The organism is Kitasatospora sp. NPDC058218, from assembly GCF_042882445.1.
Classification (GTDB): Bacteria; Actinomycetota; Actinomycetes; order Streptomycetales; family Streptomycetaceae; genus Kitasatospora.
In genome coordinates this window covers 21367-36023 of sequence record NZ_JBHVWC010000072.1, presented here as the reverse complement: position 1 = coordinate 36023, position 14657 = coordinate 21367, and the positions used below count along the sequence as shown (strand labels likewise).

At 73.0% G+C, this 14657-nt stretch carries 11 protein-coding genes; all 11 read left to right on the top strand.

The window, feature by feature from the left end; translation table 11 throughout:
• Nucleotides 1-16: 16 nt before the first annotated feature.
• Nucleotides 17-1825: a GAF domain-containing protein gene (locus ACFVYI_RS35420; RefSeq protein ID WP_387893253.1), complete on the top strand. Its 1809-nt coding sequence runs from the start codon at nucleotides 17-19 to the stop codon at nucleotides 1823-1825.
• A gap of 277 nt (nucleotides 1826-2102) precedes the next feature.
• Nucleotides 2103-2519 (top strand): DUF1508 domain-containing protein, encoded by a 417-nt coding sequence (locus tag ACFVYI_RS35415; RefSeq protein ID WP_387893252.1) that lies wholly within the window; start codon nucleotides 2103-2105, stop codon nucleotides 2517-2519.
• Nucleotides 2506-2913 carry a hypothetical protein gene (locus tag ACFVYI_RS35410; RefSeq protein WP_387893250.1) on the top strand — a complete coding sequence of 136 codons (408 nt, stop codon included), beginning with the start codon at nucleotides 2506-2508 and terminating at the stop codon, nucleotides 2911-2913. The genes ACFVYI_RS35415 and ACFVYI_RS35410 overlap by 14 nt, the downstream gene beginning before the upstream one ends.
• 497 nt (nucleotides 2914-3410) lie before the next feature.
• Nucleotides 3411-4448, top strand: coding sequence for a PstS family phosphate ABC transporter substrate-binding protein (locus ACFVYI_RS35405; RefSeq protein WP_387893248.1), 1038 nt, complete (start codon nucleotides 3411-3413; stop codon nucleotides 4446-4448).
• A gap of 206 nt (nucleotides 4449-4654) precedes the next feature.
• Nucleotides 4655-5680 (top strand): substrate-binding domain-containing protein, encoded by a 1026-nt coding sequence (locus tag ACFVYI_RS35400; RefSeq protein ID WP_387893246.1) that lies wholly within the window; start codon nucleotides 4655-4657, stop codon nucleotides 5678-5680.
• Nucleotides 5681-5811: 131 nt separating this feature from the next.
• A complete protein-coding gene (locus ACFVYI_RS35395; protein ID WP_387893244.1) occupies nucleotides 5812-6405 on the top strand; it encodes a hypothetical protein in 594 nt (197 codons plus the stop codon).
• 291 nt (nucleotides 6406-6696) lie between these two features.
• The gene (locus tag ACFVYI_RS35390; RefSeq protein ID WP_387893243.1) at nucleotides 6697-9333 is read left to right on the top strand and encodes a hypothetical protein; all 2637 of its coding nucleotides are present in this window, start codon (nucleotides 6697-6699) and stop codon (nucleotides 9331-9333) included.
• 127 nt (nucleotides 9334-9460) lie between these two features.
• The gene (gene pstC / locus ACFVYI_RS35385) at nucleotides 9461-10480 is read left to right on the top strand and encodes a phosphate ABC transporter permease subunit PstC (RefSeq protein WP_387893242.1); all 1020 of its coding nucleotides are present in this window, start codon (nucleotides 9461-9463) and stop codon (nucleotides 10478-10480) included.
• Between the two features lie 58 nt (nucleotides 10481-10538).
• Nucleotides 10539-11810 (top strand): phosphate ABC transporter permease PstA, encoded by a 1272-nt coding sequence (gene pstA, locus ACFVYI_RS35380; RefSeq protein ID WP_387893240.1) that lies wholly within the window; start codon nucleotides 10539-10541, stop codon nucleotides 11808-11810.
• A gap of 65 nt (nucleotides 11811-11875) precedes the next feature.
• Nucleotides 11876-13705, top strand: a complete 1830-nt coding sequence (locus tag ACFVYI_RS35375) for a substrate-binding domain-containing protein (RefSeq protein ID WP_387893239.1) — start codon at nucleotides 11876-11878, stop codon at nucleotides 13703-13705.
• Nucleotides 13702-14634, top strand: a complete 933-nt coding sequence (locus ACFVYI_RS35370) for a class E sortase (protein ID WP_387893238.1) — start codon at nucleotides 13702-13704, stop codon at nucleotides 14632-14634. The genes ACFVYI_RS35375 and ACFVYI_RS35370 overlap by 4 nt, the downstream gene beginning before the upstream one ends.
• Nucleotides 14635-14657 lie beyond the last annotated feature (23 nt).

Here is a 14657-nt window from a genome sequence, read left to right as displayed (position 1 = left end):
AACTACGCTCGTCACCATGGACCCCACGCCAGACCTGCCGCCCGCCGCCGCTCCCGACCCGGCGCCCCACCGGGTGCCCGAGATCTCCTCGCTCGGGCTGGACACGCTGGTCACCGAAGTGGCGGAACGGCTGCAGTCGGCGGCCGCCGTCACCGACCGGATGCAGCGGCTGCTGGAGGCCGTCGTCTCGGTCGGCTCCGGGCTGGACCTGCACGCGACGCTGCACCGGATCGCCACCGGCGCCGCGGAGCTGGTCGACGCCCGGTACGCCGCGCTCGGCGTGATCGCGCCGGGCGGCCACGGCCTGGCGGACTTCATCCACGTCGGGGTGGACGACGAGACCGCCGCCGAGATCGGCGAGCTGCCGGCCGGCCGGGGCATCCTCGGCGCCCTGATCGACCGGCCCGAGCCGCTGCGCCTCACCGACCTCGCCACCGACCCGCGCTCCTCCGGCTTCCCGGCGCACCACCCGGCGATGAAGACCTTCCTCGGCGAGCCGATCCGGATCCGCGACGAGGTGTTCGGCAACCTCTACCTCACCGAGAAGCAGGGCGGCGGTGCCTTCACCCCTGAGGACGAGCAGGTGGTGCACGCCCTCGCCGCGGCGGCCGGCGTCGCGATCGAGAACTCCCGCCTCTACGAGGAGGGGCGGCGCCGCGAGCGCTGGATCGCCGGCGCCGCCGCCGTCACCACGGCGCTGCTCTCCACCGACCAGGCCGAGGCCGCGCTCACCGTCGCGGCCGAGCAGGTGCGCGAGCTGGCGGACGCGGCGCTCGGCATGATCCTGCTGCCGACCGTGGACGGCGAGGGCGACGGGCAGATGCGGGTGGCCCACGCCGCCGGCGAGGCCGCCGAGTTCGTCCAGGGCGAGCTGCTGCCGAAGGAGAGCTTCGGCTCCCGGCTGCTGCGGGGCGACAGCGTCTACCTCGACGACATGTCCAGTGACCCGACCGTGGTGATCCGCCTGGCGCGCAGCTTCGGCCCGTCGATGGCGGTGCCGATGGTCGCCGCCGGGCGGGTGCTGGGCGGGCTCTGCGTCTGGCGCCCGCGCGGCGCGGTGCCGTTCACCGACGCGGAGAAGCAACTCGCCGAGACCTTCGCCTCACAGGCCGCGCTCGCCCTGCGGCTCGCCGAGGGACAGCGGGACCAGCAGCGCCTGGCCGTCTTCCAGGACCGCGACCGGATCGCCCGCGATCTCCACGATCTGGTGATCCAGCGGCTGTTCGCCACCGGGATGATGCTGGAGAGCGCCGCCCGGCGCTCGGTCGTGCCCGAGGTGAAGGTCGGCATCGGCAAGGCGGTGGACGAACTGGACGCCACCATCCAGGAGGTCCGCACCACCATCTACGCGCTCCAGCACGACAACCACGGCGATGCGCCGGACACCCTGCGCACGAGGGTGCTGCGGGAGGGCAGCCAGGCCGCGGCGGCGCTCGGCTTCAAACCCTCGGTGACCTTCATGGGCCCGGTCGAGAGCCTGGTCGGCGAGAAGACCGGCCGTCAACTCCTGGCCGCACTGCGGGAGATGCTGTCCAACACGGCGCGGCACGCCCGGGCCTCGCGGGTCGGCGTGGAGATCGACGCGACCGTGCACCTGGACGACGGCGGCCGCCCGGTGAGCGGTGACCCGGAGTCGCTCGACCGGGCCGGGCGCCCCGGGGTGCTGCTCACCGTGACGGACGACGGCGTCGGCATCCCGGCCGGCGGCCGCCGCAGCGGCCTGCGCAACCTGACCCGGCGGGCCGAGGCGCTCGGTGGGGACGCCTGGCACGAGCCCGGTCCGTACGGGAAGGGGACGATGGTCCGCTGGACCGCCCGGCTGTAGGTCGCGCAGGTCGGGTTCCCGCGCTGCGGTTCTCGTACAGCGGTTCCCGCACGGTGGTTCCCGCACGTCGGGTTCTCGCACGTTATCGAACGGTCTGTGCCGGTCAGGAGGGCCTGAGGAGGGGGCCAGGCGTGTAGTCCGTGTGCACTCGGTGAAAGTTTAACGAGGGAGAACTTCCCGGCCAACGGAGCAAGTTGTGCATTTCCTTCCCTTCCGGCGTGCTTGTGTGCACACATAGCTTTACTCCCGTCTCGGAGAGAACCGGACTGGGGGAGCAGTGGACGCGTCGAGCCGCGGTCACACCGCAGCAGGGGCAGGGCGAGGGGGATTCCGGGTCGAACGGGCGCCGGACGGGCGGTACCGCTGGCAGCTGAAGGCTCCCAACGGCCGGGTCGTGGCGATCACCGTGGCCGCGTACGAGTCGGCCGTCGAGGCCGAGCGCGGCTTCGAAGGCTTGCGCGCCGGTGCCGACGGTCTGGTCGCCCGGATCACCCATGTCCGCGACGGCATCGGGTGGGTCTGGATCATCCCCGGTTCGCGCGCGCTCCCCGAGGTGCGCTCCAGTCGTGCGTACGAGCGGTACGCGACCTGCCAGAACGCCTTCCGGCGGTTCGTGGTGCTGCTGGCCAAACAGCCCGCGCTCGAACTCCCCGAGCGGGTAGGCCCGTTGAGACCCTCCGATGTCCGCCGCTGAGCGGCGCGGCCCGCGCCTGCTGATCGTCCCCGCCGCCGACCGGTGCCTCGGCTGGGCGCTGCGGGCCGCCAACGGGCGGCAACTCGGCGTCGGTGTCCGCACCTACCGCACCGAGGACGAACTCGCGGAAGTGGTCAGAGAGTTGATCATCGAACGGGCGGCACTGCGCTGTACCGTCGGGCAGTCCGAGGCCCGCCTCTGGATCTGGACCGCCCAGCTGCCGGTGCGCAGCACCCGCCCCGGCGCGGGCGAGGCCGGCCCGATCGCCCGCAGTGCCCGCGGCTACCTCCGGCGCGACCAGTGCCAGGCGGGGGTGGACGGCTTCCTGGCCGGGCTGCAGTGGGTCGGCCAGGAGTTGCGCCGCACCGGCCGGGACAGCCGCCGGCCCTGGTAGCCCCCGCACGGTCCTGCTCCGCGGTCCGCGGTCCGCGGTCCGCCCGGTGGCCCGTTCCGGCCCCGGCCGCCCGCCCGAGGTGCCCCGCCCGGCTGCTCCCGTGGCCGCAGCACCCGAGCCGCGGCGCCCCCGCCCCCGGCTCCTCCCGCGGCTCGCGTCCCGCCCCGACGGTCCGGAGTCCGACCGTCCGTTCCCCCCGGTCCGGTGAAGCGCAGGTTTCCGGCAACCCCCCGAGCAGCCACCTGGAGAAGAACGTCACCGGCCTCCGACCTGCGGCTTTCCACCCCGCCGCGCCCGGGCTGACCAGTCGCTAAACCTGTCCGAACCGATGAGTCGACAATCGTCGGCGGCCGCTGACGGCCCTTCCGGGGGAACAGCCGCTCCCGACAGGATCAGCTCTGCCGGAGCGGCCAGCGCGGATGTGGCCACCGGCCCCGGACCCCCAACCAGGGCTCGGGCAAAGCGATGCACCTCTCTCCCACCGGAGGAACAGGAACATGCGCAAGACCGCTGCCAAGCTGCTCGCCGTTGCCGCCATCGCCACCTCGATCGCCACCGTCGCCGCCGGCACCGCCAGCGCCGACCCGAGCGTGACCCCGGCCGCCCAGGACATCGTGAGCGTCGGCTCCGACACGACCCAGACCGTGTCGACGCAGTTCTCCACGGACTACAACGCCTACCTGACCAGCATCGGCAACACCACGTCGCCGCGCTACTACAGCTGGGACGCCACGGGCTCCGCCACCATCACCCCGAAGTCCGGCGCCTCCTCCATCACCCGCCCGAACGGCTCCGGCGCCGGCATCACCGAGCTGAACACGGCCGGCTCCAAGGTCGACGTGGCCCGCTCCTCGCGCGCCCCGAAGGCCACCGACCCGGCCTCGGACATCTTCGTCGCGTTCGCCAAGGACGCGGTGACCTGGTCCGCCAACACCGGTGGCCACGCCCCGGCGAGCCTGACCGCCGCCCAGCTCAAGGGCATCTACGACTGCACCATCACCAACTGGACGCAGATCAGCGCCACGCTGCCGAGCGCCACCATCAAGCCCTGGCTGCCGCAGGCCAGCTCCGGCACCCGCTCCTTCTTCCTGACCGCGATCGGCAACCCGACCGTCGGCACCTGCGTCCAGGACGGCCCGGAGGAGAACGAGGGCGTCGACTCCCGCCTCCTCGGCGCCGACGTCGTCTTCCCGTACTCGGTCGCCTCGTACCTGAGCCAGACCGTCGGTGGCCACAGCACCCCGACCTCGGCCCCCGGCAGCCTGACCCTGCGCAACGTCGGCACCCTGGTGCCGGTCAACCCCACCACCAACACCATCAACGCGCCGTTCGCCGCGTCCGCCTTCGGCCGCGTGGTCTACAACGTCGTCCGTGACGCCGAGTGGACCGCCACCGACGCCCACGGCACCGCGCTGCGCGCGATCTTCGGCCCGTCGGGCTGGATCTGCACGAACACCACCGCCACCAACGACATCAAGAGCTACGGCTTCCTGCCGCTGCCCGCCGCCGCCTGCGGCAGCACCACCCACAGCTGATCACCCGCTGATCACGCCCGCACCACCGCACCACCCCGCTCCATCCGGCGGCCACGGGCTTCGGCCCGTGGCCGCCGGCCGCACCCGCCCGATCCTTCGTACCCACCGGAGCCGGGCGGCTGCGCGGGATCCCCGCGGCGGCCCCGTGGTCACCGCCGGTGGCCGCACCGCCCACACCTGACCGAGACACCCCCCGGAGACGACCCATGCGCAGGTCACCCGCCAAGCTGCTCGCCGTCACCATCGCCGCCCTCGGGACCGTCTTCGCCGGGACGGCCGCCGCCGACCCGCCCGTGGTGCCCGGGCCCGACGACATCGTCGTGGTGGGCTCGCAGACCACCGGTTCGCTGCTCGGTCAGCTCTCCACCGACTACAACGCCTATCTGGCGGGCATCGGCGACACCACCTCGCCCCGGCTCCACAGCTTCGACTCGACCGGCCCCTCGCCGATCACGCCCCGGGTGGGCGCGTCGGCCATCGCGCGGCCGGCGACGGGCGGGGACGGGCTGATCGCGCTCAACCTGCCGGGCAGCGCGGTGGACGTCGACCGGATGGACCTGCCGCGCCAGCCGTCCACCCCGGCCACGGACACCTTCGTGCTGATGGCGAAGGACGCGGTCTCCTGGGCGGCCAAGTCCGGGGGCAACGCGCCGGCCAACCTGACGACGGCGCAGCTGAAGAGCATCTACGAGTGCACCGTCACCAACTGGACCCAGCTCAACCCGTCGTTTCCGAACGCGACGATCAAGCCGTACCTGCCGCAGACGAGTTCGACGACCAGGGCGTTCTTCCTGGCCGCGATCGGCGTCACGACCCCCGGTGCCTGCGTGACCAGCGGCCCGGGTGAGAACCAGGGCGTCGACCCGGTGCTCAACGACGTGAACGTGCTCGTGCCCTACTCGGTCGGCCACTACCTCGGCCAGACGGTGGGCGGCCACAGCACCCCGACCGACGGCGCCGGTCCGCTGACCGTGCGCGCCGTCAACGGTGTCGCGGCGATCAACACCACGACCAACACGATCAACGCGCCGTTCGCCGCGAGCGCGTTCGGCCGGGTGGTCTACAACGTCGTCCGCCAGGCCGACTGGACGAGTACCGGGACCAAGGGCACGGCGCTGCGCGGGATCTTCGGCCCGTCGGGCTGGATCTGCACGAGCATCACCGCCCGAAACGACATCAAGAGCTACGGCTTCCTGCAACTCCCGGGCGCCGCCTGCGGGGCGACGGCCTGACCCGGCGCACCACCCATCGACTTCGGCATCCTCCTCCCGCCGGGCAGTGCGGGAGGGGGCGGCCGTCGGGGCGGTCGAAGGACCGCTCGCACCACCCAGCACAAGTTCGCACCTCTCCCAAGGAGTTCAGCATGACCCGTACCAACGCCCGCTTTGCCGCCATCGGTGCCGCAGTCGTCCTCGCCGTGACCGGTATGAGCGGTGCGGCTGCCGCCGACGCCGCCCCGACGGCCCCGACCGGCAGCGCGGTGGTGCACGAGAACACCGCCTTCCTGAAGGAGTCCGCCCTGAACGGCCTGGTGGTCATCCCGCTGCCCACGGCCACCCCGTCCTACGACTCGACCACGGGCTTCTCCACGTCCTTCCCGGTGACGGGCGGCGACGTCAACCTCCAGGGCTACTACGGCAACGTCCAGCTGGGCGGCAGCCTGCTCTTCGTCAACCTCTTCACCGGCAAGTCCGCGGTCTTCAAGGAGCTGGCGTTCAGCGCCGACAGCTGGGCGATCACCGGTGTCCCGGTCGGCGGCACCGCCCCGGTGGCGCTGCTCGACCCGGCCGGCACGACCGACATCACCCGCTCCGGCGCCACCCAGAAGGTGACGGCCGCCGACCTGCGGGTCGACGCCGAGGGCGCGCAGTACGTGGACGCCAAGCTGAACACCACGTTCTTCAAGGCCGGCCAGTCGATCGGCAACTTCTCGCTGAGCTTCACCGCCGGCAGCTGACACCTGCCCCCGGCTCGGTGTGACGGCGGGTCCGTGCGACGACACGGGCTCGCCGTTCTTTTGCGGAGTTCCCAACTCCGCTACAGAGTCGTCACGTTGGGGTCTCGTACATCGGTACGACCGGATCCGGCCATGTAGGGCTGGCCGAATGGATGCGAACCGGAACCGCCGGCCTGCTCGCCGCCTGATCCACTCTCGCGCCGCGTCACGGCGGTGCGCGTTCGCACGGAGGTGCCCGTCATGAGACTCCGACTACTGCCCGATAAGAGACGCGGGAGGTGGCGCCGGAGGTTGCCGGCGGTCGCGCTCGTCTGGTCGGTGGTGGTGGCGCTCGGCGTGGCCCCCATCGGCCTCGGTGCGTTGCCGCAGGCCCAGGCGGCGGCCTCGTCCGCGGTGACCAAGACCGGGCCCAAGGTGTGGGACCCGAACACCTGGGAGGAGGGCGTCGAGGGCAGCGTGACGGTCGCCCAGACCCAGCAGCTGGGCAACCAGGTGCTCCAGGTCTCCTGGAGCGGGTTCACCCCGACGGTGGACACCCAGGGCACCCCGCTGACCGTCGTCACCAAGGGCGCCAAGCAGGCGCTCTACGCCGTCCGGGTGTACCAGTGCCGCGGCGCCGAACCCAAGATCACGGACTGCTACGGCAGCAAGCTGTACAACGCGGACCGCACCAAGGGGTTCAACCAGAAGGCGCCGGCCGAGGGCACCACGAGCCCGGACTTCCCCTCCAACATGGCGATCGCGCCGACCGGGGCGGACGGCTCGGGCGCGACGTCCATCGAGGTGTGGACGGCCACCCAGAGCCCCTCGCTCGGGTGCGACGCGACCCACCCGTGCTCCCTGGTGATCGAGCCCAACTACGGCGGCGACACCCAGGACCCGTACAAGGCGCGCGGCGGCGCCGTCGACTGCGCGGACCACAGCAGCGACGTGGACGGCTTCTTCAACACCGCGAGCGACGGCGGACTGGAGGCCTACGGGGCGGAGTGGGAGGGCAACCAGAACGCCGGCCTCCAGATCGGCGAGCAGTGCGCCTGGGAGAAGCGGACCGTCGTCCCGCTGTCCTTCTCGCCCACCGCGGCCGACTGTGACAGCCGGGCCGCGGAGTTCAAGGCGTCCGGGCTGGAGATGGCCAACCGGGCGGTGCAGCAGTGGCGTTCGGGCCTCTGCCTGGCCGACTCCCCGCTCGCCTTCCAGTACTCCTCCTCCGGTGGTGAGCCGCAGGCCCGCGCCGCGTTCCTGGGCGGGTCCGCCGGGGTCGACGTCGCGCTGACCGCCTACCCCGACACCGCGACGCCGGCCCGGCCGTACGTCTACGCGCCGCTGGCGACCAGCGGGATCTCGGTGGTGTTCCTCGTCGACGACCCGGACACCGGGCGCGAACTGCGGGACATGAAGCTGACGCCCCGGCTGATGGCCAAACTGCTCACCCAGTCGTACGCGCCGCCGGGCAGCCCGGTCGCGTCGGTGGCCGGCAACCCCAGCTGCATCTTCGCGGACCGGGACTTCCAGCAGTTCAACCAGCTCCCGGCCACCAGCGGCCTCAAGTGGCCCGCGGCCTGCGCACCGGCGACCTTCGAGCCGACCATCGTCGGCGGGACCACCGACCTGATCTACCAGCTGACCTCGTGGATCGCCTCGGACCCGGAGGCCGTCCGGTTCCTGGACGGCGAGGAGGACCCGTGGGGGATGCAGGTCAACACCTTCTACCGGCGGGGCGCCTTCTCCGGCTACCCGGTGGACGCCGTCCAGCCGCAGGACTTCACCGGCCCGACGGACGCCAGCGAGGCCGCCAAGCGCGCCCGGCAGTACGAGTGGAACCCCGTCCTCGGCGGTCTCACCCAAGTCCTGCGCACCATCCTGGAGAACCGGTCCACCTGCCAGCAGTGGATGGCGGACCCGGCCACCGGCAACCACCTGAAGTGCGACCCGATGGCCCGCGGTGACCGCAAGCTGTTCGCCATCATGGACAGCGCCCAGGCCAAGGCGTTCTCCCTCCCCGAGGCCTCGCTGCGCAACCCGGCGGGCACCTTCGTCCAGCCGGGCACCAACGGGTTCCAGGCGGCGGTGGCCGACATGCCGGCCGACGCCACCACCGGCACCCAGCTGTTGCCCTACGGCGTGGCCGACACCGCCTTCTCCCGCGACAGCCAGGCCTACCCGCTGACCACCGTCCAGTACGCGATGGTGCCCACCGGCGGCGTGGCGGACAAGGCGCCCGCGATCACCCGCTTCCTGACCACCGTCGCCAACAGCGGCCAGGTCTACGGCGTGGAGCCGGGCAAGCTCGCCCCGGGCTTCCTGAGCCTCTCCGGGCCCCAGCGCCAGCAGACGCTCGACGCGGCGAAGCACGTGGAGGCCCAGGACGGCAAGTGGCCGGGCAACCAGGTCGCCCCGGCGCCGACCACCCCGTCCGGCGGTGACGGCGGGACGACCGGCGGCGCCGGCGGCTCGTCCACCGGCGGCGAGTCGGGCGGCACCGGGGGCACCACCACCCCGGTGACCGGGGACGGCACGGGTGACGGCTCCGTCACCGGCGGCCCGCTCACCGGCGACGGCTCCTCCACCGGCGGTACCGGCACCGGCGGCATCGGCGGGACCGGCACCGGGGGCACCGGCAGCACGGGCGGTACCGGTGGCGCGGCCGCCGGCGGCGCGGCGGCTCCGGTCGCCGCGACCGGCGGGGCCAAGCCCACCGCCTCGCCGAGCGGCTCCGCCGGTCCGCTCGCGGCCGCTCCGGTCGCCGCCGGCTCCCCGGCGGCCGACCGGGCGGGCACCGCCCGCCTGCTGCTGCCGATCGCGGTGATCGCGGGCCTGGTGCTGCTGATCGGCGGCCCCGCCGCGCTCTTCTTCGGCGGCACGCCCGCCGGCGAGCGCGCCGTCTCCGCCGTGGGCCGGACCTGGGCGCGGGTGCGCCGCCGGCCCTGACCCAGCAGTGGCACCGACTCGGCGGGGCCGCCGTTCCGGCCCCGCCGAGTCCTCCGCCCCGGGCGCCACGGCCCGGGGCCTCCCCTGTACCGAGTACTTCCGTACCGAGCGCGCCGGAGAGCAGACCATGACAGCCGCCGCCGAGCCCGCGGCACCGTACGCCGGGGCTCCACGTCCACCAGAACCCGATGTTCCCCGCGTCATCACCGCCCCAGCCACGCCCGGAGACCGGGTGTTCCGGGGGGTGTTGCGGGCGGCGGGCCTCTCCGTCTTCGCGATCATGGGACTGATCGCGTTCTTCCTGATCCTGCGCGGCACGACCGCGCTGCGCGAGGTGGGGTGGTCCTTCCTCACCGAGCAGAAGTGGCAGACCCAGGCCCACAACTTCGGGATCGCCGCCGTCCTGCCGAACGGCCTGCTGATCGCGGTGATCGCGCTGGTGATCGCCGTTCCGGTGGCGCTCGCCACGGCGATCTTCATCTCCGAGTACGCGCCGACCAGGCTGCGGGCGACGCTGGTCTCGCTCGTCGACCTGATGGCCGCGATCCCCAGCATCGTCTACGGCCTCTGGGGGCTGTTCTTCCTCCAGCCGCGGATCATCGGCTTCGTCCGCTGGCTGACCAACCACCTGGGCGACGCCATCCCCTTCCTCAAGGTGCGGACCGGTGACATCGGGACCTCCTACACCTCCTCCACCTTCATCGCCGGAGTGGTCGTCGCGCTGATGATCATCCCGATCGTCGCCTCGCTCAGCCGGGAGGTGTTCTCGCAGGCCCCGCAGGGCGAGCGGGAGGGCGCGTACGCGCTGGGCTCGACCCGGTGGGGGATGGTCCGCACCGTGGTGCTGCCGTTCGGCCGCGGCGGTGTGATCGGCGCGGTGATGCTGGGCTTCGGCCGGGCGATGGGCGAGACGATCGCCGTCGCGCTCATCATCTCGCCGAACTTCGAGGCCATCAGCCACATCCTGGAGAACGGCGCCAACTCGATCTCGGCGCTGATCGCGCTGCGGTTCGGCGAGTCGGACGAGCTCTCGCTCTCCGCGCTGATGGCCGCGGGCCTGGTGCTCTTCGCCCTCACCCTGCTGGTCAACCTGGGGGCCGGCTTCGTGATCAACCGGTCCCGCTCCGGCGCATCGACGGCGGACTGACCATGGCCCACTCCGTCACCCGCCGCCCGTTGCCGCTCCGCCGTGAAGGGACCGCCCGATGACCACCCTCGACCTGCCGCCGGCCACCGTGCCCGCGCCGGCCGGACCACCCGCGGACGCCGAGCAGCCGCCCCCCGAGAAGCGGGTCCGGCTCGGGGGCTTCACCCGCGAGGACGTCCTGACCCTGGCCGGTTCGCTGGTCGGCTCGCTGGCCCTGAACTGGATGCTCTACGAGCGGATCCTGCCGTTCAGCGGCGCGCAGGGCTTCCTGCTCTGCTGGTACTCCCTCTTCCTGATCGGCTACTTCCTCATCGGCCGGCTCCAGTGGGGCGCGCTGATGGTCCGTGACCGGCTGGTCTCGGTCGTCGCCTGGAGCTCCGGCCTGCTGGTCGTCGCCCTGATCGCCGACCAGATCGGTTACGTCCTGACGCGCGGGTACCACGCCGCCCAGCACCTCAACTTCTTCACCGAGTCGATGGACCACACCGCCCCGCTCTCCCCGATCACCTCGGGCGGTGCACTCAACGCGGTGGTCGGCTCGGTCGAACAGCTGGGCCTGGCCACGCTGTTCGCCGTTCCGCTGGGCATCGCGGCGGCCGTCTTCATGTCCGAGGTCGGCGGTCGGATGGCCCGGCCGGTGCGGACGTTGGTCGAGGCGATGACCGCGCTGCCCTCGATCGTCGCCGGCCTGTTCATCCTCGGCGTCGTGATCATCACCTTCGGTTTCGAGAAGAGCGGCTTCGCGGCCTCGCTGGCCCTGACCGTGATGATGATGCCGATCGTCACCCGGGCCGCCGAGGTGGTCATCCGACTGGTGCCCGGCACGCTGCGGGAGGCCTCGTACGCCCTCGGCGGCAGTCAGTGGCGGACGGTGTGGAACGTCGTGCTGCCCACCGCCCGCCCCGGTCTGGTGACGGCCGTGGTGCTCGGGATGGCGCGCGGGGTCGGCGAGACCTCCCCCGTGCTGCTGACCTCGGGCTTCACCTCGCAGTTCAACGGCAATCCGTTCAGCGAGCACCAGGTCTCGCTGCCGCTGTACATCTGGAACTACGTCAAGCAGCCCTACCCCGACATGATCGCGCGCGCCTTCGCCGCCGCGCTGACCCTGATGATCGTGGTGCTCGTCCTGTTCGTCACCGCCCGCGTCGTCGGCGGCCGCAAGCCGGGCCAGCTGACGCGCCGCCAGAAGCGCCGGATCGACCGCGCCGCCACCGGTGTCGAGGCCTCCGTCCGGGGCCGGCACCGGGTCTCCGCCCGGCCCGCGACCGCGGCCGCCGCCCGCACCGCCGCCCGGCCCGCCACCGTGGCCACCGCCCTCGGGGAGCACTGATGTCCCGCCCAACCGCCCTCAGTACCAGAGGAGTTCCCATGTCGTGGGAGGCCGCAAGCCGCCCCGTGGCACGCACGTTCGCCGTGCTGCTGTCCCTGATCCTCGCCGCGGGCTCCCTCCTCCTGGGGCAGAGCACCCCCGCCTTCGCGGCCACCGCGCTCAACGCCGACGGCTCCAGCTGGGCCGGCCCGGCCATCGACCAGTGGCGTCAGGACGTCGCCCCGCAGGGCATCCAGATCAACTTCAACCCGGTCGGTTCGGCGGCCGGCCGCAACCAGTGGAGCATCGGCCAGGACGACTTCACCGCCTCCGACGTGCCGTTCCGCTCGCAGGCCGACACCGGCCTCGGCCAGGCCGGGCAGGCCGGCGGAAACGGCAAGGCCGAGAACCCCCGGTACGGCTTCTCCTACGTGCCGATCACCGCCGGTGGGACGACCTTCATGTACAACCTGGTCGTCGCCGGCAAGCAGGTCCGCGACCTGCGGCTCTCCCCGCAGACCGTGGTCGACATCTTCACCAACAAGATCACCAACTGGAACGACCCGAAGATCGCCGCGGACTACGGCAAGGCGCTGCCGAACCTCCCGATCACCCCGGTGGTCCGCTCCGACGGCTCCGGCGCGACCGCCCAGTTCACCCGCTGGATGAGCCACACCCACCAGGCCCAGTGGGACGAGTACTGCAAGAGCGTCAACGGCGTCAGCTGCGGCGACTACACCGAGTTCTTCCCGAAGTCGGGCCGGATGACCGCGCAGAACGGCTCCGACGTCGTGGCCGGCTACATCAAGGCCCCGGCCGGCCTCGGCACCATCGGCTACGACGAGTACGCCTTCGCCAAGCGCAGCAACTGGCCGGTCGTGAAGGTGCTCAACCCGGCCGGCTACTACACGCTGCCGACCGCCTCCAACGTCGCCGTCGCGCTCACCGCCGCCAAGATCCGCGGCGTGGACGACAACACCCCCGCCGGCGACCCGGACTACCTCCAGCAGAACCTCGACGGCGTCTACACGATGAACGACCCGAGGTCGTACCCGCTCTCCAGCTACAGCTACCTCATCGTGCCGCGGGCCGGGGCGGCGCTGCCGCCGCCGCCGCGGTTCACCAACGAGAAGGGCAGCGCCCTCAGCCGCTTCCTCGCCTACGTGCTCTGCGAGGGCCAGGGCGAGGCGGACGGCCTCGGCTACTCCCCGATCCCGCGCAACCTGGTCCGCGGCGGCCTGCTGCAGACCCAGCACATCCCCGGCAACGCCAGCCCGGTCGACGCCGACACCCTGGCCAACTGCGCCAACCCGACCTTCAACTCGGCCGGCCGGCTGACCGTGCTGGACAACGCCCCGCAGCCCAGCGCCTGTGACGCCAAGGGCACGCCGCTGGACTGCCCCGCGCAGGGCGGGCAGGGGAGCAAGACCGGGTCCGGCTCGGGCTCCGGTACGGGCGGCACCGCCACCGGCACCGGCTCCGCCGGCGGCGGGACGGGCGGCAGCGCGAGCGGGGGAACGGGGAAGACCCCGTCGGCCGGCGGCACGGGCAGCGGAACGTCCGGGGGCGCCGGGGGCACCGGCGGCGCGGCGGGTACCGGGGGCACCGCCGCGGGCGGCACCGGTGGCGCGGCCGACCAGCCCGGCGCGGGCGACCCGGCCGCGGGCACCGGCGGCGAGGGCGACCAGGCCGCGGCCGAGGACGTCATCGACCCGCAGACCGGCCAGGTGGTCGCCCGCGGCCGCAACACCACCGCCGGGGAGGTCACGGCCAACGTGGTCGCCGTCGACGGGCGGCCGGACGACTGGATGCTGTCCACCCTGACCGCGCTCGAACTGCTCGCCGTCGTGCTCGTCCCGCCGCTGCTCGGCCGCCGTCTGCTGCGGCGCCGCAACTCCGCCGGCGGCCGGTCGTGACCGCCACGGCGCTGGAGAAGCCGGCGCCCCCCGCCCCGGACACCCCGGCCGCGCCGGCCTCCGCGGCGCCCGCCCCGGCCCGCAAGGCGGCCGGCGCGGGCCCCGGTGCCGCCGGCCCGACCCGGCGGCGGTTCCTCCAGGGGGCGTGGGCGGTCAGCCTGCTGGCGGCGCTCACGATGGGGTTCGTCGGGTACCTCTTCACGCTCTCCCACCTCCAGCAGCAGCACTACCAGTCGACCGCGTTCAAGACCTTCCGGGACCAGCTGGCCAAGGCGGTCGCCCCGACCGGCGCCGCCGCCGACGGGGATCCCGTCGCGCTGCTCGACATCCCGGCGATCGGCCTGCACCAGGCCGTCGTGGTGGAGGGCACCACCGGCCGGGACCTCATGCGCGGGCCCGGCCACCGCCGGGACACCGCGCTGCCCGGGCAGACCGGGGTCGCCGTGGTGTTCGGCCGCGGGGCGACCTTCGGCGCACCGTTCGCCGAACTGTCCAAGCTCCGGGTCGGCGACAAGATCGAGGCGACCACCGGGCAGGGCAAGTTCACCTACACCGTCAACGTGTACGGGGACGGCGACCACCCGATCAGCGACCCGGTCCGCAACCGGCTGGTGCTGGTCACCGGGGACTCCGACTGGATCCCCGGCTCGACGGTGCTGATCGGCGCCCGGCTGGACGGCGACCCGGAGGTCAACCCCGGCGGGCGGCCCGCCACCGTCCCCTACGACAAGGCGCTGGCCGCCGACAAGGGCGCGCTGGCCACGCTGCAGCTGTGGTCGCTCGGGCTGCTGGGCGCGGTGGTCGCCGCGATCCTGCTCACCCGGTTCTGGCGCCGCTCGGCCGCCTGGCTCAGCATCGCGCCGGTGATCGCCGCGATCCTCTGGGCCGTGTACGAGAACGCCGCCGCCCTGCTGCCCAACCTCTACTGAAGCGCGCCCGGAGGACCGTACCG